This is a genomic window from Pseudescherichia sp. (genome assembly GCF_032052675.1).
Taxonomy (GTDB): domain Bacteria; phylum Pseudomonadota; class Gammaproteobacteria; order Enterobacterales; family Enterobacteriaceae; genus Pseudescherichia.
The window spans coordinates 40,231-60,205 of record NZ_DAMBWA010000009.1; the positions used below are offsets into that span (position 1 = coordinate 40,231).

Annotated in this window: 21 protein-coding genes; 6 read left to right on the plus strand and 15 right to left on the minus strand. The window is 58.6% G+C overall.

Going from position 1 to position 19,975, the window contains the following annotated elements; translation table 11 throughout:
- The first annotated feature begins 29 nt into the window (after positions 1–29).
- The 3 genes from kefF to folA all read left to right on the plus strand — a co-directional run bounded on the left by kefF (position 30) and on the right by folA (position 3,036).
- Positions 30–560: a glutathione-regulated potassium-efflux system oxidoreductase KefF gene (gene kefF / locus RTX96_RS13325; protein ID WP_312671335.1), complete on the plus strand. Its 531-nt coding sequence runs from the start codon at positions 30–32 to the stop codon at positions 558–560.
- Positions 553–2,415, plus strand: coding sequence for a glutathione-regulated potassium-efflux system protein KefC (gene kefC / locus RTX96_RS13330; protein ID WP_312671336.1), 1,863 nt, complete (start codon positions 553–555; stop codon positions 2,413–2,415). Before kefF ends, kefC begins: the two co-directional genes overlap by 8 nt.
- A gap of 141 nt (positions 2,416–2,556) precedes the next feature.
- The gene (folA, locus tag RTX96_RS13335) at positions 2,557–3,036 is read left to right on the plus strand and encodes a type 3 dihydrofolate reductase (RefSeq protein ID WP_103818472.1); all 480 of its coding nucleotides are present in this window, start codon (positions 2,557–2,559) and stop codon (positions 3,034–3,036) included.
- Positions 3,037–3,145: 109 nt separating this feature from the next.
- Here the strand turns inward: folA and apaH are convergent, their stop codons facing one another.
- From apaH to lptD, 6 genes are all read right to left on the minus strand, one after another.
- Positions 3,146–3,994 carry a bis(5'-nucleosyl)-tetraphosphatase (symmetrical) ApaH gene (gene apaH / locus RTX96_RS13340; protein ID WP_103818471.1) on the minus strand — a complete coding sequence of 283 codons (849 nt, stop codon included), beginning with the start codon at positions 3,992–3,994 and terminating at the stop codon, positions 3,146–3,148.
- Positions 3,995–3,997: 3 nt separating this feature from the next.
- The gene (gene apaG / locus RTX96_RS13345) at positions 3,998–4,375 is read right to left on the minus strand and encodes a Co2+/Mg2+ efflux protein ApaG (RefSeq protein ID WP_103818470.1); all 378 of its coding nucleotides are present in this window, start codon (positions 4,373–4,375) and stop codon (positions 3,998–4,000) included.
- A 3-nt stretch (positions 4,376–4,378) separates the two neighbouring features.
- On the minus strand, positions 4,379–5,200 hold the full coding sequence (gene rsmA, locus RTX96_RS13350; protein ID WP_103818469.1) for a 16S rRNA (adenine(1518)-N(6)/adenine(1519)-N(6))-dimethyltransferase RsmA: 822 nt from the start codon (positions 5,198–5,200) through the stop codon (positions 4,379–4,381).
- A complete protein-coding gene (gene pdxA, locus RTX96_RS13355; RefSeq protein ID WP_312671337.1) occupies positions 5,197–6,183 on the minus strand; it encodes a 4-hydroxythreonine-4-phosphate dehydrogenase PdxA in 987 nt (328 codons plus the stop codon). The genes rsmA and pdxA overlap by 4 nt, the downstream gene beginning before the upstream one ends.
- Positions 6,183–7,469, minus strand: coding sequence for a peptidylprolyl isomerase SurA (gene surA, locus RTX96_RS13360; RefSeq protein ID WP_103818467.1), 1,287 nt, complete (start codon positions 7,467–7,469; stop codon positions 6,183–6,185). Before surA ends, pdxA begins: the two co-directional genes overlap by 1 nt.
- A gap of 101 nt (positions 7,470–7,570) precedes the next feature.
- Positions 7,571–9,913: an LPS assembly protein LptD gene (gene lptD, locus RTX96_RS13365; protein ID WP_312671338.1), complete on the minus strand. Its 2,343-nt coding sequence runs from the start codon at positions 9,911–9,913 to the stop codon at positions 7,571–7,573.
- 197 nt (positions 9,914–10,110) lie between these two features.
- Between lptD and djlA the strand changes: the two genes are divergently transcribed.
- Positions 10,111–10,929 carry a co-chaperone DjlA gene (gene djlA / locus RTX96_RS13370; protein ID WP_103818465.1) on the plus strand — a complete coding sequence of 273 codons (819 nt, stop codon included), beginning with the start codon at positions 10,111–10,113 and terminating at the stop codon, positions 10,927–10,929.
- 49 nt (positions 10,930–10,978) lie between these two features.
- Here the strand turns inward: djlA and hemW are convergent, their stop codons facing one another.
- The 4 genes from hemW to RTX96_RS13390 are packed head-to-tail and all read right to left on the minus strand — an operon-like array spanning position 10,979 to position 14,030.
- A complete protein-coding gene (hemW, locus tag RTX96_RS13375) occupies positions 10,979–12,115 on the minus strand; it encodes a radical SAM family heme chaperone HemW (protein WP_312671339.1) in 1,137 nt (378 codons plus the stop codon).
- Positions 12,108–12,701 carry an XTP/dITP diphosphatase gene (locus RTX96_RS13380; RefSeq protein WP_312671340.1) on the minus strand — a complete coding sequence of 198 codons (594 nt, stop codon included), beginning with the start codon at positions 12,699–12,701 and terminating at the stop codon, positions 12,108–12,110. Before RTX96_RS13380 ends, hemW begins: the two co-directional genes overlap by 8 nt.
- A 39-nt stretch (positions 12,702–12,740) precedes the next feature.
- Entirely contained in the window at positions 12,741–13,307 is a 567-nt protein-coding gene (locus RTX96_RS13385; protein WP_268106792.1) for a YggT family protein, read from the minus strand.
- Positions 13,308–13,325: 18 nt separating this feature from the next.
- On the minus strand, positions 13,326–14,030 hold the full coding sequence (locus RTX96_RS13390) for a YggS family pyridoxal phosphate-dependent enzyme (protein ID WP_103818791.1): 705 nt from the start codon (positions 14,028–14,030) through the stop codon (positions 13,326–13,328).
- 19 nt (positions 14,031–14,049) lie between these two features.
- Here RTX96_RS13390 and RTX96_RS13395 point away from each other — a divergent pair, with 19 nt between their 5' ends.
- The gene (locus tag RTX96_RS13395; protein WP_312671341.1) at positions 14,050–15,042 is read left to right on the plus strand and encodes a type IV pilus twitching motility protein PilT; all 993 of its coding nucleotides are present in this window, start codon (positions 14,050–14,052) and stop codon (positions 15,040–15,042) included.
- Between the two features lie 2 nt (positions 15,043–15,044).
- Here the strand turns inward: RTX96_RS13395 and ruvX are convergent, their stop codons facing one another.
- Positions 15,045–15,461 carry a Holliday junction resolvase RuvX gene (gene ruvX, locus RTX96_RS13400; RefSeq protein WP_042388127.1) on the minus strand — a complete coding sequence of 139 codons (417 nt, stop codon included), beginning with the start codon at positions 15,459–15,461 and terminating at the stop codon, positions 15,045–15,047.
- Positions 15,461–16,024, minus strand: a complete 564-nt coding sequence (locus tag RTX96_RS13405) for a YqgE/AlgH family protein (RefSeq protein WP_103818461.1) — start codon at positions 16,022–16,024, stop codon at positions 15,461–15,463. Before RTX96_RS13405 ends, ruvX begins: the two co-directional genes overlap by 1 nt.
- Before the next feature lie 124 nt (positions 16,025–16,148).
- Between RTX96_RS13405 and RTX96_RS13410 the strand changes: the two genes are divergently transcribed.
- The gene (locus RTX96_RS13410) at positions 16,149–17,315 is read left to right on the plus strand and encodes a transposase (protein ID WP_312671342.1); all 1,167 of its coding nucleotides are present in this window, start codon (positions 16,149–16,151) and stop codon (positions 17,313–17,315) included.
- Between the two features lie 148 nt (positions 17,316–17,463).
- On the opposite strand, the gene gshB is transcribed toward RTX96_RS13410, so the two are convergent.
- The 3 genes from gshB to endA form a co-directional block, all read right to left on the minus strand.
- Positions 17,464–18,411 carry a glutathione synthase gene (gshB, locus tag RTX96_RS13415; RefSeq protein WP_312671343.1) on the minus strand — a complete coding sequence of 316 codons (948 nt, stop codon included), beginning with the start codon at positions 18,409–18,411 and terminating at the stop codon, positions 17,464–17,466.
- 31 nt (positions 18,412–18,442) lie between these two features.
- Positions 18,443–19,174 carry a 16S rRNA (uracil(1498)-N(3))-methyltransferase gene (gene rsmE, locus RTX96_RS13420; protein WP_103818459.1) on the minus strand — a complete coding sequence of 244 codons (732 nt, stop codon included), beginning with the start codon at positions 19,172–19,174 and terminating at the stop codon, positions 18,443–18,445.
- Positions 19,175–19,251: 77 nt separating this feature from the next.
- Positions 19,252–19,950, minus strand: coding sequence for a deoxyribonuclease I (gene endA, locus RTX96_RS13425; RefSeq protein WP_103818458.1), 699 nt, complete (start codon positions 19,948–19,950; stop codon positions 19,252–19,254).
- Positions 19,951–19,975 lie beyond the last annotated feature (25 nt).

Genomic DNA, 19,975 nt, shown 5'->3' on the forward strand with positions numbered 1-19,975 from the left:
ACAACAGCGTAGTTTAGACAGGTTAATGAATGATTCTGATTATTTATGCTCATCCCTATCCGCGGCATTCCCACGCGAATAAGCGGATGCTTGAGCAGGCAGAGGCGCTGGACGGCGTGGAAGTCCGTTCGCTTTACCAACTCTATCCCGACTTCAATATTGATATCGCCGCCGAGCAGGAGGCCGTATCGCGCGCGGATCTGGTAGTCTGGCAGCATCCTCTGCAGTGGTATAGCGTCCCGCCGCTACTCAAGCTATGGATGGATAAAGTGCTCACGCACGGCTGGGCCTACGGCGAGGGCGGTACCGCGCTGCATGGCAAGCATCTGCTGTGGGCCGTGACCACCGGCGGCGGTGAGCACCACTTCGATATTGGTTCGCATCCGGGCTTTAAGGCGCTGGCGCAGCCCCTTCAGGCCACGGCGATCTACTGCGGCATGAAGTGGCTGGCCCCTTTCTCGATGCACAACACGTTCGTCAACGATGATGAAACCCTGAATGCCAAGGCGCGTCACTACAAGCAGCGGCTGATGGAGTGGCAGGAGGTCAATCATGGATAGCCATACCCTAATACAAGCGCTCATCTACCTGGGATCGGCGGCGCTGATCGTGCCGATTGCGGTGCGCCTCGGCCTCGGCTCGGTGCTCGGCTATCTGATTGCGGGCTGCATTATTGGTCCGTGGGGGCTGCGGCTGGTCACCGACGCCGAGTCGATCCTGCACTTTGCTGAGATCGGCGTGGTGCTGATGCTGTTTGTTATCGGTCTTGAGCTGGATCCCCAGCGGCTGTGGAAGCTGCGTGCCTCGGTGTTTGGCGGCGGCGCGCTGCAGATGCTGGTCTGCGGCCTGCTGCTGGGCGCGTTCTGTATGGCGCTGGGCCTGCGCTGGCAGGTGGCGGTGCTGATCGGCCTGACGCTGGGGCTCTCCTCGACGGCAATCGCCATGCAGGCCATGAACGAGCGTAACCTGATGGTCTCGCAGATGGGACGCAGCGCCTTTGCCGTTCTGCTGTTCCAGGATATCGCCGCCATTCCGCTGGTGGCGATGATCCCCCTGCTGGCAGCCAGCGGCGGGGCCACCACGCTGGGTGCCTTTACCCTTTCGGCGCTGAAGGTGGTCGCCGCGCTGGCTATAGTGGTGCTGATTGGCCGCTACGTTGCGCGTCCGGCGCTGCGCTTTGTCGCCCGCACTGGCCTGCGAGAAGTCTTCAGCGCCGTAGCGCTGTTCCTGGTCTTTGGCTTCGGGCTGTTGCTGGAGGAGGCCGGGCTGTCGATGGCGATGGGGGCCTTCCTGGCCGGGGTGCTGCTGGCCAGCTCCGAGTACCGTCATGCGCTGGAGAGCGATATCGAGCCGTTTAAAGGTCTGCTGCTGGGGCTGTTCTTTATCGGCGTCGGCATGTCTATCGACTTCGGTACCCTGGTGACCCACCCGCTGCGCATTATCATCCTGCTGGTGGGCTTCCTGGTGATTAAAACCCTGGTGCTATGGCTGATTGCCCGTCCGTTGAAGGTGCCGAGTAAGCAGCGGCGCTGGTTCGCGGTTCTGCTGGGGCAGGGGAGCGAATTTGCCTTCGTGGTATTTGGCACAGCGCAAAGCGCTAACGTGCTGGATCCCGAGTGGGCCAAGGCGCTGACTCTGGCGGTGGCGCTCTCAATGGCGGCGACGCCGCTGCTGCTGGTGCTGCTGACCCGGCTTGATAGCAAAAGCACAGGCCAGCAGCGTGAGGCGGATGAGATTGACGAAGAGCAGCCGCGGGTCATTATTGCGGGCTTCGGCCGTTTCGGACAGATTGCTGGTCGTCTGCTGCTCTCCAGCGGGGTGAAAATGGTCGTTCTCGATCACGATCCTGACCATATTGAAACCCTGCGCAAGTTTGGCATGAAGGTCTTCTATGGCGATGCGACCCGCGTGGATCTGCTGGAATCTGCCGGGGCAGGCAAGGCCGAGGTGCTGATCAACGCCATTGACGATCCCAAGGCTAACCTGCAATTGACCGAGCTGGCTAAAGAGCACTTCCCTCATCTGCAAATTGTTGCCCGTGCCCGCGACGTCGATCACTTTATCCGCCTGCGCCAGGCGGGCGTCGAGCGGCCGGAGCGTGAAACCTTTGAAGGCGCGCTGCGTACCGGTCGTCTGGCGCTGGAGAGTCTGGGACTGGGCGAGTATGAGGCCCGGGAGCGCGCCGATCTGTTTCGCCGCTATAATTCAGACATGATAGAGGAGATGGCGCAGGGTGAAGATGATACCCAGGCGCGGGCGGCGGTGTTCAAACGCACCAGCGCCATGCTGACGGAGATCATTACCGAGGATCGGGCCCATCTCTCTCATACCCAGCGGCACGGCTGGCAGGGTACGGAGGAGGGCAAACACTCCGGCGATGCCAACGACGAACCGCAGGCCAGGCCGACGGTTTAATCATCTACGCTGGCGGCCCAAAGGCAACTGCGGACCCGCCAGCAGAATGAAAAATTTTCGTTCTCTTTACCTTGCCGCCAGTCGACGAGCGTGAGCGCTTTCCGTATAGTGGCGACAATTTTTAGCTCCGGGATAGATACAATGATCAGTCTGATTGCAGCGTTAGCGGTCGATCGCGTAATTGGTATGGAAAACGCCATGCCGTGGAATTTGCCTGCCGATCTCGCCTGGTTTAAACGCAATACCTTAAACAAGCCGGTGGTAATGGGCCGCCTGACCTGGGAGTCCATCGGGCGCCCTCTGCCGGGGCGTAAAAACATCGTCATCAGTAGCCAGCCGGGCAGTGACGATCGCGTCCAGTGGGTTAGCTCTATTGAGGAGGCGATTGCCGCCTGTGGCGATGCAGAAGAGATTATGGTGATTGGCGGCGGACGCATCTACGAGCAGTTTTTGCCCAAGGCCCAGCGTCTCTATCTGACCCATATCGATGCGGAAGTGGAAGGGGATACGCATTTCCCGGACTACGAGCCGGATGACTGGGAGTCCACGTTTAGCGAGTTTCACGATGCCGACGCGCAGAACTCCCATAGCTACTGCTTTGAGATCCTCGAGCGCCGCTAACGCTTAACGGGTGGAACGCCTGATGGCGCTTCGCTTATCAGGCCTACGAAAGTTGTCGCGTTGTAGGCCGGGCAAACGCAGTACCGCCCGGCGTTGTACACTCCGCTCCTCAGGAGGCGATCACTTCGCCTTCGCCAAGATCCAGATGGCGGCTCGAGGCCTGGGTAAAGTAGGCTTTATCTTCCCAGCGCAGGCAGGTCAGCACGCCACCCCAGCAGCAGCCGGTATCGAGGGCGTAAACGCCTTCCGGCGTGCCTTTGCCTTCCAGCGACGCCCAGTGACCAAACACCACGCTGTACTCCTGCGTCACCGGACCCGGGATCACAAACCACGGCTTCAGCGGGGCAGGGGCGTTATCCGGCATGTCTTTGCAGTACATGTCGAGCTGGCCATTCGGGAAGCAGTAGCGCATCCGCGTAAAGGCGTTGGTGATGAAGCGCAGGCGCGCCAGCCCGCTCAGCTCCTGGCTCCAGTTATTGGGCAGGTCGCCATACATCGCATCTAAAAAGAGCGGGTAGGAGTCGCTGGCAAGCACCGCTTCGGCATCTCGGGCGCACGCCTGGGCCGTCGGCAGATCCCACTGGGGCGTGATCCCGGCATGGGCCATCACCAGCTTTTTCTCTTCGTCGACCTGCAGCAGCGGCTGGCGACGCAGCCAGTTCAGCAGCTCATCGGCATCCGGTGCTTCCAGCAGAGGCGTAATACGATCCTTCGGTTTGTTTTTACTGATGCCGGCAAACACGGCCAGCAGGTGCAGATCATGGTTGCCCAGCACGACGCGTACGCTGTCACCCAGTGATTTCACAAAGCGCAGCACCTTCAGGGATGCGGGGCCGCGCGCAACCAGATCGCCCGTTAGCCAGAGGGTATCGGTTTTAGGATCAAACGCGACCTGTTTTAACAATGCGATCAGTTCATCGTAGCAACCGTGAACGTCGCCAATAAGATATGTCGACATGGATTAATGGATGAGTGTTGAAACGGCAAGTCGGAAGACCGGTATGGCGATGCGGAACGGATTGCCCTCGGCATCGACCATCTCATAGTGGCCCTGCATGGTACCCAGCGGCGTTTCGATCACTGCCCCGCTGGTATATTGGTACTCTTCGCCGGGGGCAATGTGTGGCTGGACGCCAACCACACCTTCGCCCTGTACCTCGGTTTCACGGCCGTTGCCGTTGGTGATAAGCCAGTAGCGCCCCAGCAGCTGCACGGGCGTCCGTCCCAGATTGCGGATGGTCACCGTATAGGCGAAAACATAGCGCTGCTCGTCAGGTGCCGACTGCGATTCAATATAGACACTCTGTACCTGAACACATACCCGGGGCGAATTGATCATGGCTTAACTCTCCTTCGGCGGCGCGTTATCCGTCAGGTAGTTTGCCAGCTGGCAATACTGGGCGACAGAGATATTCTCTGCCCGTACCGCCGGGTCAATACCTAACGATGTAAGAACCTCTGGCGTAAACAGATTGCCGAGGCTGTTGCGAATGGTTTTACGGCGCTGGTTAAACGCTTCGGTGGTGATCCGGCTCAGCACGCGAACCTCTTTAACCGGGTGCGGCATGGTAGCATGGGGTACCAGACGCACCACCGCAGAGTCGACTTTAGGCGGCGGCGTAAAGGCCGTCGGCGGCACTTCCAGCACCGGGATCACCTGACAATAGTATTGTGCCATTACGCTTAAACGACCATACGCTTTGCTGTTCGGGCCTGCAACCAGACGATTCACCACCTCTTTTTGCAGCATGAAGTGCATATCGGCGATGGCATCAGTATAGCTAAACAGGTGGAACATCAACGGCGTGGAGATGTTATAAGGCAGGTTACCAAAGACGCGCAGCGGCTGGCCCAGGGTCTGGGAGAGCTCGCCAAAGTTCATGGTCATGGCATCCTGCTGATAGATGGTCAGTTTTGGCCCGAGGAACGGATGCGTTTGCAGGCGTGCGGCCAGATCGCGGTCCAGCTCGATGACGGTCAGCTCATCCAGACGTTCACCTACCGGCTCGGTCAGCGCGGCAAGGCCGGGACCGATTTCGACCATTGCCTGGCCTTTTTGCGGATTGATTGCTGCGACGATACTGTCGATGACAAATTTATCGTTAAGGAAGTTTTGCCCGAAACGTTTACGGGCCAGGTGCCCCTGATGGACTCTGTTATTCATTGAGTATTAGTAATCATTTTGATGGCGAGATTAAGCGCCGTAATAAAACTGCCGACATCGGCTTTCCCCTGGCCCGCGAGTTCTAACGCGGTGCCGTGGTCTACGGATGTGCGAATAAAGGGTAAACCGAGCGTAATGTTCACACCGCGGCCAAAGCCCTGGTATTTTAGCACGGGTAGGCCCTGATCGTGATACATCGCCAGCACCGCATCAGCATGGTCGAGATATTTCGGCTGGAACAGGGTATCGGCAGGCAGCGGGCCGCTGAGGTTCATGCCCTCGGCGCGTAGCGCTTCAAGCAGCGGAATGATGATATCTATCTCTTCGCTGCCCATATGGCCGCCTTCACCCGCGTGCGGGTTCAGGCCGCAGACCAGCACATGTGGCTGGGCAATGCCGAACTTGTTCTGCAGGTCGCGATACAGAATGGTGATGACGTCGCGCAGCAGCGCCGGGGTAATGGCGTCGGCCACGTCCCGTAGCGGCAGGTGAGTGGTCGCCAGCGCCACGCGCAGCGCCTCGGTCGCCAGCATCATCACCACTTTGGCAGTGCCAGAACGCGCTTCAAAAAACTCGGTGTGCCCGGTAAAAGGCACGCCGGCGTCGTTAATCACCCCTTTGTGCACCGGGCCGGTGACCAGCGCGGCAAATTCGCCGCTCAGGCAGCCGTCGCAGGCGCGGGCGAGGGTATCAACGACGTAGCTACCGTTGGCCACGTTAAGCTGGCCGGGAGCCACCGCCGCGCGCAGGGCCACGGGCAGTACCGTAAGGGTACTCGCGCGCTGCGGCCGCGCAGGCTGGTCGGCATCGTAGGGAAGCAAGGTCAGCGGCAGGCCGAGCATTAACGCCCGGTCGGTTAAAAGCTGTGGGTCGGCGCAGACCACCAGCTCCATTGGCCAGTCGCGCTGGGCCAGTTGAACTACCAGCTCTGGACCAATCCCGGCGGGTTCGCCGGGAGTGATAACGATGCGCTGAACGTTCATTAGTTGCTCAGGATCTTAACGTAGGCGCTCGCGCGCTGCTCCTGCATCCAGCTGGCCGCCTCTTCAGAGAATTTGCGGTTCATCAGCATGCGGTAGGCACGGTCTTTCTGAGCCGCGTCGGTTTTATCCACGTTACGCGTGTCCAGCAGTTCGATCAGGTGCCAGCCAAATGAGGAGTGCACCGGGGCGCTAATCTGGCCTTTATTCAGCTTCATCAGCGCATCGCGGAAAGCCGGATCGAAGACATCTGCTGCCGCCCAGCCGAGATCGCCACCCTGGTTAGCCGAGCCGGGATCCTGTGAGAAGGCCTTCGCTGCCGCAGCAAAGCTCGTTTTACCGCTCTTAATATCAGCAGCGATCTGCTCCAGCTTCAGGCGAGCCTGGTCATCGGTCATGATCGGCGAGGGTTTCAGCAGGATATGACGGGCATGAACTTCGGTCACGGAGATGCTTTTGCTCTGACCACGCAGATCGTTCACTTTCAGAATGTGGAAGCCAACGCCGGAACGGATAGGGCCGATGATATCGCCTTTTTTAGCCGTGCTCAGCGGTTGAGCAAAGATAGAAGGCAGCTCCTGAATGCGGCCCCAGCCCATCTCGCCGCCTTTCAGCGCCTGCGGATCGGCAGAGTAGGTGATCGCCAGCTTGCCAAAGTCATCGCCGCTGCGTGCCTGCTCAATGATAGAGCGCGCCTGGCTCTCCGCCTCGTTTACCTGGTCTGAGGTAGGGTTTTCCGGCAGTGGGATGAGGATGTGGCTCAGATTCAGCTCGGTGCTGGCGTCGTTCTGGTTACCCACCTGCTGGGCAAGAGAGTCAACTTCCTGCGGCAGAATGGTGATGCGACGGCGCACCTCGTTGTTGCGTACTTCAGAGATCAGCATCTCCTTGCGGATCTGGCTGCGGTAGGTGTTGTAATCCATACCGTCATAGGCCAGACGGCTACGCATCTGATCCAGCGTCATGTTGTTCTGCTTGGCGATATTGGCAATAGCCTGATCGAGCTGCTCATCGGTGACTTTGACACCCATTTTGGTGCCCATCTGCAGAATGATTTGATCCATAATCAGACGCTCCAGGATCTGATGACGCAGCGTGGCGTCATCAGGAAGCTGCTGACCCGCCTGACTGGCGTTAAGCTTTACGGATTGCATCAAACCATCAACGTCACTTTCCAGCACAACGCCGTTATTGACGACGGCAGCGACTTTATCGACAACCTGCGGCGCGGCGAAGCTGGTATTCGCAACCATAGCGATACCGAGAAGCAGCGTTTTCCAGTTCTTCATACTTTTTCCATTTCAATTAACCGCAATGCGGATTACGTGGCAAATCAATTACATAACCAATCTACTTCATAACTCATCTACTTCATAACTACGCGACTAGATTACAAAGAGCTACTGTAAGGCAGAATATTCGAACGCAGCATCTGCTGAGTACCCAGCCCGTAGTTGGAGCTCAGGCCGCGCAGTTCGATGTTAAAGCCGACGACGTTATCGTAGACGCTCTGATTATTTTCCCAACCGTTAAGCTTACGCTCGTAGCCGAAACGAATCGCGTAGCAGCAAGAGTTGTACTGCAAACCTAGCATCTGATCCGCAGGTTTGTTCTGTTTGGTGTCGAAGTAGTAGGCTCCGACAACAGACCAGCGATCGACGATCGGCCAGCTTGCCACCCCGCCCACCTGCGAAATACCGTCTTTGGTCTGCTCAGAGACAGAATAGTTTGGCAGCGTCGCCTGAATATACTCAGGGCTGGCGTAACGGTAGTTCAGCTGTAAAACCCGATCTTCATCGCGGCGGTACTCCAGCGTGCCGTTACCGTTGGCCACGCTATCGAGGCGCGTGTCGTACTGTACGCCGCCGCGCAGGCCCCAGCGGTCGGTCATCCGCCAGTAAGTATCGCCTGCCCATACCACTGAGCCTGTCTGATCTTCATCTTCCCAGGTCATTTGCTCATCACCGGTACGGGACGCAGTGAAGTAGTAGATTTGACCTACAGAAACGTTAAAACGTTCAACCGATTCCTGATCATAAACGCGCGATGTGATACCGGTCGTGACCTGGTTCGCCGATGCGATGCGGTCGAGGCCGCCGTAGGTTCTGTCGCGGAACAGGCCGCCGTAGTCAAACTGCAGCAGAGACGAGTCATAGTTTTGGATATGGCTCTGGTCGCGATAGGGCACGTAGAGATACTGGGCACGCGGCTCCAGCGTCTGGCTGTAACCCGCCAGCCAGTTCATATCACGCTCGAAGATCAGCTTACCGTCAACTTTAAACTGCGGCATGACGCGGTTTACGGAGTCTTTATAGTCGGTCTGGTGTGCTACGTTATAGTCTTCGAGGTTTGTCTGCTGGTAGTGGGTTGCCAGCAGCTTCGCTTCGGTGTTGACGCTACCCCACCGGTTAGAGAGCGGCAGGTTGATCGTCGGCTCCAGGTGCAGACGGGTAGCTTCCGGCATATCCGAGTTGGTATTCGAGAAGTGCACCGCCTGCGCATAAACGTGGGTATCAAACGGCCCGACGTCGTTCTGGTAGTAGTTGACATCCAGCTGCGGCTCTGCGGCGTAGGAGTTGCTGTGCTCGGCATCAAAGACCTGGAACTGTTTGGTCGTTACCGTGGCATCAAAGTTTTCCAACGCGTAGCCAACGCTAAATTTCTGCGTGGCATAGCCGTCGGTACTGGAGCCGTAGGTCGAGGTAAAGTCGTTGAAGTAGTGCGGATCGCTGACCTTGGTATAGTCGATATTGAAGCGCCATACCTGATCCATTACGCCAGCGTGCTGCCAGTAGAAGAGCCAGCGGTGCTTATCGGATTCGGTTGGATAATCGTTTTGATAAACATCATCCGAGGGCAGGTAGTCAAACTCCATCAGGCCCATACCCGCCTGGGTCAGGTAGCGGAATTCGTTCTGCCACTGAATGTTGCCCCGCTTGTCCATATAGTGCGGCGTAATAGTGGCATCAAAGTTTGGTGCAATGTTCCAGTAATACGGCAGCGTGAACTCAAAGTAGTTCTTGGAGCTGTATCTGGCGTTCGGGATCAGGAAGCCCGAGCGGCGCTTGTCGCCAATCGGCAGCTGCAGATAGGGGCTATAGAACACCGGAACCGGACCCAGCTTAAAGCGCGCGTTCCAGATCTCGGCGACCTGCTCCTCGCGGTCCTGGATCACTTCGCTCCCCACCACGCTCCAGGTATTCGACCCAGGCAGACAAGAGGTAAAGGTGCCGTTGTCCAGAATGGTGTAGCGGTTCTCACCGCGCTGCTTCATCAGGTCGGCGGTACCGCGCCCCTGACGGCCAACCAGCTGGTAGTCGCCGTTCCAGACGTTAGTGTCTTTGGTGTTCAGGTTAGCCCAGGCTTTTGGCCCTTTCAGGATCACCTGGTTATCGTCGTAGTGCACGTTGCCCAGCGCATCAACGGTACGGACCGGCTCGGCCTGGCCCTCCGGCTGCTGCTGGTGAAGCTGCATCTCGTCCGCCTTCAGACGGCTGTTACCCTGTTGAACATCCACGTTGCCGGTAAATACGGCATCTTCAGGATAGTCCCCCTTCGCGTTATCGGCGTTAATGGTGACGGGCAGCTGGTTAGGTTCGCCCTCTACCAGAGGACGGTTATAGCTCGGGACGCCCAGCAGACATTGCGAGGCGAGATCGGCCGCCAGCCCCTGCTGACTGTACAGGGCTGAGCCAATCATTGTGGCCAGAAGGGTGGGAATACGTTTTTTCATACGTTGTATTTGTTGTTCCGTCATCAGTGGCTTTTCAGCTTGCAAGCGCTCAGAGACTAACTTACTCACCTTCACAGCGCTAGTGTTAATCCTGCCCGCTTTCGAGCCTGGTAGAGAAGGCTGTGCCTGTGCACGGCATAGAATGACGGGTATGATAATGCAAATCTTAGCCGACGGCATGACCATTTGGGGAGTATATGCAGTATTGGGGAAAAGTGATTGGCGTCGCCATCGCATTAATGATGGGCGGCGGTTTTTGGGGCGTGGTCCTCGGCTTACTTATTGGACACATGTTTGACAAGGCGCGCAGCCGCAAAATGGCGTTTTTTGCCAACCAGCGCGAGCGCCAGACGCTCTTTTTCGCTACCACCTTTGAGGTGATGGGACACCTGACAAAATCCAAGGGACGCGTCACCGAAGCAGATATTCAGGTGGCGAGCCTGTTTATGGATCGCTTAAATCTGCACGGCGATTCACGCGCCTTTGCCCAGCAGGCGTTTCGCGTCGGCAAAACCGACAACTATCCGCTGCGGGAGAAGATGCGTCAGTTCCGCAGCGTCTGCTTTGGCCGCTTCGATCTGATTAGGATGTTTCTGGAAATTCAGATCCAGGCGGCGTTTGCCGACGGCTCGCTGCACCCGAACGAGCGTGCGGTGCTGTACGTTATTGCCGAGGAACTCGGGATCTCTCGCGTCCAGTTCGATCAGTTCCTGCGCATGATGCAGGGCGGGGCGCAGTTCGGTGGTGGCTTCCACGGGCAGCAGCAGTCAAACGGTGGCTGGCAAGAGGCTCAACGCGGGCCGACGCTGGAGGATGCCTGTAACGTGCTGGGCGTGAAGCCTACCGATGACGCGACTACCATCAAGCGCGCCTACCGTAAGCTGATGAGCGAGCACCATCCGGATAAGCTGGTGGCAAAAGGATTGCCGCCAGAGATGATGGAAGTGGCGAAACAGAAAGCGCAGGAGATTCAGAAAGCGTACGAGCTGATCAAAGAGCAGAAGGGTTTTAAATAATCGGGCTCGCTGGTGAGCTCGTGCTGATATCAGTACGAGCTCACACAGGCTATTCAGCGAGAAACAGCTCCAGCAGCGAGTTCAAAAACAGCTTGCCGTGCTCCGTGATCTGCCACGCCTCGGCGGACTCGGTAATATAGTTCAGCGCCAGCGCGCGCGCGATCTGCGGACGGATCGCAGACTCATCCAGCCCGGTATAACGGCTAAACTCAGCGCGGGGCGCAGGCTCCAGCAGGCGGAAGCGGTTCATAAAGAACTCAAACGGCTTGTCGGCGGTTTCAACCTCATGCTGCCGGTCGCGGTAGGTTCCCTGCATATAGCCCCGCGGATGACGCGTTTTGGCGGTGCGCAGAATACGCCCGTCCGGGAAGGTTACCTTACCGTGCGCGCCGCAGCCAATACCGAGGTAGTCACCGAAGCGCCAGTAGTTCAGGTTATGCTGACACTGGTAGCCTGGCTTCGCATAGGCCGAGGTCTCATACTGCTGATAGCCCGCCGCCGTCAGCAGCTGGTGTCCCTGCTCAAAGATCTCCCACAGCGAATCGTCATCCGGCAGCACCGGCGGGCGTGAGCCAAACAGCGTGCCCGGCTCAATGGTCAGCTGATACCAGGAGAGATGCGGCGGGTTCAAATCAATAGCCTGACGCAGATCGTCCAGTGCCTCATCCAGCGTCTGATCCGGCAGGCCGTGCATCAGGTCGAGGTTGAAGCTGCGCAATCCTAAACCCGTTGCCAGCCGGGCTGCGCGCTTCGCCTCTTCCGGACCGTGGATCCGCCCCAGCCGCGTCAGCTTGGCTTCGCTAAAACTCTGCACGCCAATGGAGATGCGGTTGACCCCTGCGCGCTGGTAGTCGACAAAGCGGTCAGCCTCCACCGTGCCGGGGTTGGCTTCCATCGTGATCTCCGCGTCTGCGACCAGGTTAAGACGCGACCGTACGCCGTCGAGCAGGGTCTGCATCGCCGGGCCAGAGAGCAGGCTTGGCGTTCCGCCGCCGATAAAGATCGTCTTCACCTCACGCCCCTGCGCCCAGGGCGCGTCAGCGTCGAGATCGCTCAGCAGATGCTGAACGTAGTCATCATGGGGGACTTCTCCCTTTAGCGCGTGCGAGTTGAAGTCACAGTAAGGGCACTTCTGCACGCACCAGGGGATATGGATGTAAAGGCTCAGGGGTGGCAAATCAGCCATTACGCAGGGCTTCCAGTAACAGTTTCAGCGCCTCTCCCCGATGGGAGACGGCGCGCTTCTCGTCAGCGGTCAGCTCGGCCGCGGTTTTGCCTGCTTCCGGTACAACGAAGATAGGATCGTAGCCAAAGCCGCCGCTGCCCGCAGGCGCACGGGCGATGGTGCCCTGCCAGCTGCCGTGGCACACCAGCGGGGTCGGATCGTCGGCGTGGCGCATATAGACCAGCACGCAGTGGAACTGGGCCTGGCGCTCGCCATCCGGCACGTCCTGCAGCTCTACCAGCAGCTTCTCCAGGTTCTGCTCGTCGCTGGCGTCTGCTCCGGCAAAGCGCGCGGAGTAGATCCCCGGCGCGCCGCCGAGGGCGTCAACCGCCAGCCCGGAGTCGTCGGCGATGGCCGGCAGACCGGTGACCTGCGCAGCGTGACGCGCTTTGATAATCGCGTTTTCGATAAAGGTCAGGCCGGTCTCCTCGGCAGACTCGACGCCCAGCTCGGTTTGCGCCACCACGTCGAGACCAAAATCATTGAGCAGCGAGGCCAGCTCGCGCACTTTACCGGCGTTGCCGGTGGCAAGAACAACTTTTTGCATAGTGATATCCAGATTCATTAACACCGCGACCAATGGCGCTTACAGCGCCATCCACAGCCCCGGTAGCAGCATATTACCCGTACCCTGCAGCAGCTCGGCAATGCCCATGTTGATGACATAGAGCAGCAGCACCAGGATCATCGGCGAGAAGTCGATCCCGCCCATAGACGGCAGCAGGCGGCGAATAGGACGCAGCAGCGGCTCGGCGAGCTGCATCAGCACAAACTCAACCGGGCTGCGACCCTGGCTGACCCAGCTCATGATGGCCATCAGCAGCAGCACCCAGAAGATCAGCTGGCCGATGGTTTTCAGCAGGATTAGTACGGCGGCAATCCAGATAATGGGCTGGAAGGTCACCACCATAAACAGCACGATGGCTTTAAGCACGCACAGCACAAACGCCAGCAGCACCGAGGCGCTGTCGAGGGGACCCATCGCCGGAATAATGCGGCGCAGCGGCCCTACTACGGGCTGGGTGATCTTCACGATAAACTGTGAGAACGGGTTATAGAAATCCACGCGGGCCCACTGCATCCAGACCCGTAACAGCAGCACCATCGTATAAAGCTCAATTACCGTTGAGAGCAGGAAAGTCAACGTCTTCATGGCGTTCCTCAGTTTTCCTTAATTTTTTGTATAGTCACGGGCACCAAATATGGCGGTGCCGATGCGTACCAGAGTGCTGCCCGCCGCGATGGCGGCTTCCATATCGTCGCTCATCCCCAGAGAGAGCGTATCTACCGTCGGGTAGCGCAATTTAAGCGCGTCAAATGCTACAGCCATTTGCCGTGCCACCGCAAACTGCCTTTCATAATTTGACACGGGGGCGGGGATCGCCATCAGACCGCGCAGGCAGACACCCGGCAGCACAGCGACCTGGGCGGCCAGCGCCTCCAGCTCGGCAAGCGGAATGCCGGACTTGCTCTCCTCGTCGCTAATATTGATTTGAATCAGGATGTTAAGCGGCGGCATTTCTGCCGGACGCTGGTCGCTAAGGCGGCTGGCGATGCGCAGCCGATCGACGGTATGGCACCAGTCAAAATGCTCAGCCACCAGGCGACTTTTGTTGGACTGCAAGGGGCCAATAAAGTGCCACTGCAGCCCTGTGACGCCCTGCGCCTGGAAGTGGCGAATTTTATCCACCCCCTCCTGAACATAGTTTTCACCAAAGGCACGCTGTCCGGCGTCGATAGCCTCTGCGACAGCGCTCGCAGGTTTAGTTTTGCTGACTGCAAGCAGAGCAACATCTTCTGAAGCACGGCCGCAGCGTAGCGCCGCGGCTGAGATTTTGTCCCGGACCTGTGCCAGGTTATGCGCGATATCGTTCATCTTTCCCGGAGGCTTAATCATGGATATGGAAGACATAGTGGCCCTTAGTGTAAAGCATAACGTCTCGGATCTACACCTGTGCAGCGCCTGGCCGCCGCGCTGGCGCAGGCAGGGTAAGCTCGAAGAGGCCCCCTTTCCGCCGCCGGACATTGAGACGATCCTCCGCGACACGCTGACCGACGAGCAGCAGGGTGAGTGGTGGGCCAACCGGCAGGTAGATTTTGCCCTTGCGCTGGCAAACCAGCAGCGGCTGCGGGCCAGCGCCTTTCTGCACCATCACGGTATCTCACTGGCGCTGCGCCTGCTGCCCAACGACTGCCCGAAGCTCTATGCCCTGGATGCCCCGCCTGCGCTGGAGCAGATCCTCGCCTGCGACAGCGGGCTGGTGCTGGTCACCGGCGCAACCGGCAGCGGTAAATCGACGACCCTTGCGGCGATGGTGGACTACCTCAACCACCGCCTGGCCGGGCACATTCTGACTCTGGAAGATCCAGTGGAGTTTGTTCACCGGGGGGCGCAGTGCCTGATCGAGCAGCGGGAGATAGGCCAGCACTGCCCGTCGTTTGCCGACGGCCTGCGCGCCGCGCTGCGCGAAGATCCGGATGTGATTTTAATCGGCGAGCTGCGGGACAGCGAGACCATTCGGCTGGCATTGACCGCCGCCGAGACCGGGCATCTGGTGCTGGCGACGCTGCACACCCGAGGAGCCGCCCAGGCAGTAGAGCGGCTAATCGATACTTTTCCCGCCGAGGAGAAAGCCTGGGTGCGCAGCCAGCTGGCGGGCAGCCTGCAGGCGGTGCTGGCGCAAAAGCTAGAGGCCGATAAGCAGGGCGGGCGCGTGGCGCTGTTTGAGCTGCTGGTCAACACCCCGGCGGTGGCGAACCTGATCCGTGAGGGCAAAACCCACCAGCTTCCCGGCCTGATGCAGACCGGGCAGCAGGCGGGGATGCAGACCTTCAGCCAGAGCCGCCAGCAGCGGGTCGCCGCCGGGCGGCTGATAGAAAAGGGGTGAGATCAGACGTGCTGTTCGAAGTAGCTTTCGAGGATGATCACCGCCGAGGCGGAGTCAACGCTGCCTTTGTTCAGCGCCCGGTAGCCGCCGTGGGCGAAGAGTCCTGAGCGCGCCTCAACGGTGCTCAGACGCTCGTCGTGCAGGGCAACGCGGACCCCGAAGCGGCCGTGGATCTTATTGGCAAAGTTGCGCGCCCGGGCGGTCAGCAGCTGCTCGCTGCCGTCCATGTTCAGCGGCAGACCGACGACGACCTCATCCGGCTGCCACTCTTTAAGGAGGCGCTCAATCAGGTTCCAGTCCGGAGTACCATTTTGCGCCTTCAGCGCCGTCAGCGGACGGGCGGTACCGGTGATGCGTTGGCCAATCGCCACGCCGATGCTTTTGGTGCCGAAGTCAAAGGCTAACAGAGTGCCGCTCATCAGGCGTGTCCCGCTACGCCGGGCATGGTCGAAATATCGATGCCGATAAGCTTTGCCGCATCACGCCAGCGGTCGGCGATAGGCGTCTTAAACAGGATGTTTTGATCCGCCGGGGCGGTGAGCCAGGCATTGTCGAGGATCTCCTGCTCAAGCTGGCCCTTCTCCCATGAGGCGTAGCCGAGTGCCACCAGCACCTCAGAGGGCTGCTCGTCGGTGCCCAGCGTCTCCAGCACGTCCCGGGAGGTGGTGATCACCGTGTTATCCGAGATGCGAATGCTTGAGGAGAACTTCGCCGGCGGCGTATGCAGGATAAAGCCGCGATCTTCCGCCAGCGGGCCGCCAAGCAGTACCGGTTTATCCAGACGGATCGCCGGATCGCGCCCCTCGGGATTAATTTTAAGCTTCTCCAGTACCCCTTCGACCTTCAGGTTTTCCAGCGGCTTATTGATGATGATCCCCATCGCGCCATCTTCGTTATATTCGCAGATATAGACCACGGCGCGGCGGAAGAAGGGATCCTGGAGAGCAGGCATGGCAATCAGAAAGTGATGCTGTAAATTCATAATATTGCCCCCTGGAGACCTCGCCTAGTCGGGCGAGGAGGAAAGGGGGTGCTAAGCAACCTGACTTCTTTTTGTTTGACCACTATCAATAACCCTCACTTTTTAACGCGTATTTTATGAAGCCATGAAACGCGCATACAAATACCGGTTCTATCCAACACCCGAGCAGGCTGAGCTACTGGCGCAGACGTTCGGGTGTGTGCGTTTCGTTTACAACTCAATCCTGCGCTGGCGCACCGATGCCTGGTATGAGCGGCAGGAGAAAATGGGTTACGTTCAGGCTAACGCACAGCTGACGGCCCTGAAAAAAGAGCCGGAATTTGCCTGGCTCAATGATGTTTCCTGCGTACCGCTCCAGCAGACGCTACGCCACCAGCAAACAGCCTTTTCAAACTTTTTCTCCGGGCGCGCCAGATACCCAAAATTCAAAAGCAAGCGCCATAAACAGGCCGCAGAATTAACCGCCAGTGCCTTTAAATACCGCGACGGCAGACTGTATATGGCAAAGAGCAAAACGCCATTAGACGTGCGCTGGAGTCGCCCGCTGCCGTCTACCCCTTCTACGGTCACCATCACCAGGGATGCCGCCGGGCGGTACTTTGTTTCGTGCCTCTGCGAATTTGAGCCTGTATCACTGCCGATCGGCCCGAAAACGGTCGGCATTGATGTTGGTTTAAAAGAAGTGTTCGTCACCGATAGCGGATTCAAATCCGGCAATCCCCGCCATACCGCGAAATACGCAGCACGTCTGTCGATGCTCCAGCGCCGATTAAGCAAAAAGGCCCGAGGCTCAAAAAACCGCGCCAAAGCCCGCTTAAAGGTGGCCCGGCTCCATGCGAAAATTGCCGATTGCCGTCTGGATGCCCTGCACAAGGCCACCCGCAAACTGATTAACGAGAACCAGGTTGTTTGCGTCGAATCCCTCAGGGTGAAGAACATGATCCGTAACCCGTCACTGTCCAAAGCGATAGCAGACGCAGGCTGGGGCGAATTTGTGCGCCAGCTACAGTACAAAGGCGAATGGGCCGGGCGTAGCGTAGTCACAATCGACCCCTTTTTCCCGTCCTCAAAACTCTGTAGCTGCTGCGGCTTCACCATGCAAAAAATGCCTCTTGATGTGCGTAAATGGCACTGCCCTGAATGCGGGGCAGACCATGATCGCGACGTTAATGCGGCCCGTAATATCAAAGCTGCCGGGCTGGCAGTGTTAGCCCACGGAGAGCCTGTAAATCCTGACCCGCATAAAGTGGCTCAGGTCCGGCTCCGTGAAGTGGGAATCCTTGCCCTTTAAGGTGGGGAGCAGTCAATGTCAGAGGTTCTGTTCCTGGTCAAAAAGCGACAAGTACCCAGTATGCGGTGAAAGCACCCGCTTTGCTATCCCTGCGGATCGCAAATCCGGGTCCTTCACCTGCAAACAGGCCGTTACGGGCGTGCTGAATTTAGTTGCCGAGACGCTTTTCAATCGCGTCCATCAGCATACCGGTAATGGAGACCGGGAACTCCGCTTCGATTTCACGGATACAGGTCGGGCTGGTGACGTTAATCTCGGTCAGGCGGTCACCGATGATATCCAGACCCACAAAGATCAGCCCTTTGGCCTTCAGGGTAGGCGCGACGCGGCGGGCGATATCCCAGTCGCTGTCGGTTAATGGACGCGGCTCACCACGCCCTCCGGCGGCCAGGTTACCACGGGTTTCGCCACCCTGCGGAATACGCGCCAGGCAGTAGGGAACGGGTTCGCCATCGACAACCAGCACGCGCTTATCACCGTCTTTGATCGCGGGCAGGTAGTTCTGCGCCATGCAGTAACGGCTGCCGTGTTCGGTCAGCGTTTCGGTAATTACCCCGAGGTTCGGATCGCCCTCTTTCACGCGGAAGATCGACGCGCCGCCCATGCCGTCCAGCGGTTTCAGGATGATATCGCTGTGCTTCTGCCAGAACGCCTTAAGCTGCGCCTTGTTGCGGGTCACCAGCGTCTCCGGCGTCAGCTCCGGGAACCAGGCGGTGAACAGCTTCTCGTTGCAGTCGCGCAGGCTCTGAGGCTTGTTGACGATCAGCGTACCTTTCTCTTCCGCGCGCTCCAGAATATAGGTGGCGTAGACAAATTCAGTATCAAACGGCGGATCCTTACGCATCAGCACCACGTCAAGATCGGCCAGCTCAATATCCTGCTCGCCGTTGAACGTATACCACTGGTCGTAGTTCTGCTCCACGCTCAGGGTGCGCGTGCGGGCGCGAGCCTGGCCGTTAATCAGATAGAGATCCGCCATCTCCATATAGTGCAGCTCATAGCCGCGACGCTGCGCTTCCAGCAGCATGGCAAAGCTGGAGTCTTTTTTGATGTTAATGCTTGCGATGGGATCCATCACAATGCCGAGCTTAATCATTCGCTTTCTCCGTTTAAACCTGTAGCCAGTCTTACCCCAAATCACCGAAACGCACCTGGAGTGCGGTAATGGCGGTGAGCGCGGTGGTTTCAGTGCGCAAAACGCGTGGTCCTAACAGAATATCAGTAAACTGGTACTCTGCGGTCATGGCGATCTCATTCGCCGTCAGGCCGCCTTCCGGGCCAATCAGCAGCCGCACGCGCTCAACCGGCAGCGGCAGCGTATTGATGCTGGCGCTGGCGCGCGGGTGCAGGTTCAGCTTCAGCCCCTCATCAGGCTCGGCGCACCAGGCCTCCAGATCCATTGCCGGACGTATCTCCGGGATCCGGTTGCGACCGCACTGCTCACAGGCAGCAATAGCGATCTTCTGCCACTGCTGGATCTTCTTATTCAGGCGTTCAGGATCCAGTTTAACCCCGCAGCGCTCAGAAAAAAGTGGCGTAATGAGGCTTACCCCCAGTTCGATCGATTTCTGGATGGTAAATTCCATCTTTTCGCCCCGGGACATCACCTGGCCGAGATGAATATGCAGCGGCGACTCCCGATCGTCGATCTCACCGGAGATCAGGCTCACCACCACGCTCTTCTTATCGGCGCGCAGGATCTCCGCCTCAAAAAGCTGGTTGCTGCCGTCAAAGAGCTGCAAGGCCTGGCCTGCGCCCATGCGCAGTACGCGACCGACGTGGTTGGCCGCATCGTCGCTTAGCGCAACCTGCTGGCCAACGGTAAGAAGTTCAGGGTGATAAATGCGGGGCTTGCGCATGAAAACATCGTCCGGGATAGAGAGTGCGGCAAGGCTGCCGCACGGTTAACAAGATGCCGCTAGTGTAGGTAGCTCTTTCACCCCTGACAAGCGCGCTGCACATAGGGGTTGGGGTTGCCCTGAACTTTAGTGATACGCCTGTCGCGTTCGCACTCCCAGGGCGTGACGGGATAGATCTTGTTCCACGCCTCGAACAGCTGCGTCTGCTGGCGAGAGAGCGACAGCGAGTAGCGATCGCGCATATAGAAGTAGATGCGGGCGATGGCACCGCGGGCGCGGGCAGGCGGTTCGGCTAGCTTCTCTTTGAAGTCGACCTTCATGTCGCACTGGCCGTACTGCCCTTCGCCGCCGTTCCACTGGCTGTACAAGAAGTTGCCGCGATCGCCGTTGACCTCGCCAACGGCGGGCTGCAGGTTGTGCATGTCGCTCTCCATCTGGCGGTAGACGGGATCTTTTGCACAGTTTTTACGTCCGCCGTCCTGCCAGCACTGGCGCTGGTGGCCGAACTGCCAGGCGGGCACGACGTGCTCCCACTCGATGCGGCTGGCCCGATTGGCATTTTTACGCACCTTATAGCCGCAGGAGGCGAGATCGACGACGCCTTTTTTCCCCTGCCAGATAATGGTGCAGCCGCAGTAGAAGTCTCCCGGCGCATCGGCGTTGATCTTCACGCCTGCCGCCTTGGCCTGGGCGAAACTGTGAATGCCCTCGGCCAGCGCGCTGTGGGAGAGGCTCGCTGCCAGTAGGGTAAGGGTAAGAAGGTGAGGGCGGAACATGACAAACTCCATTGCATAATATCGT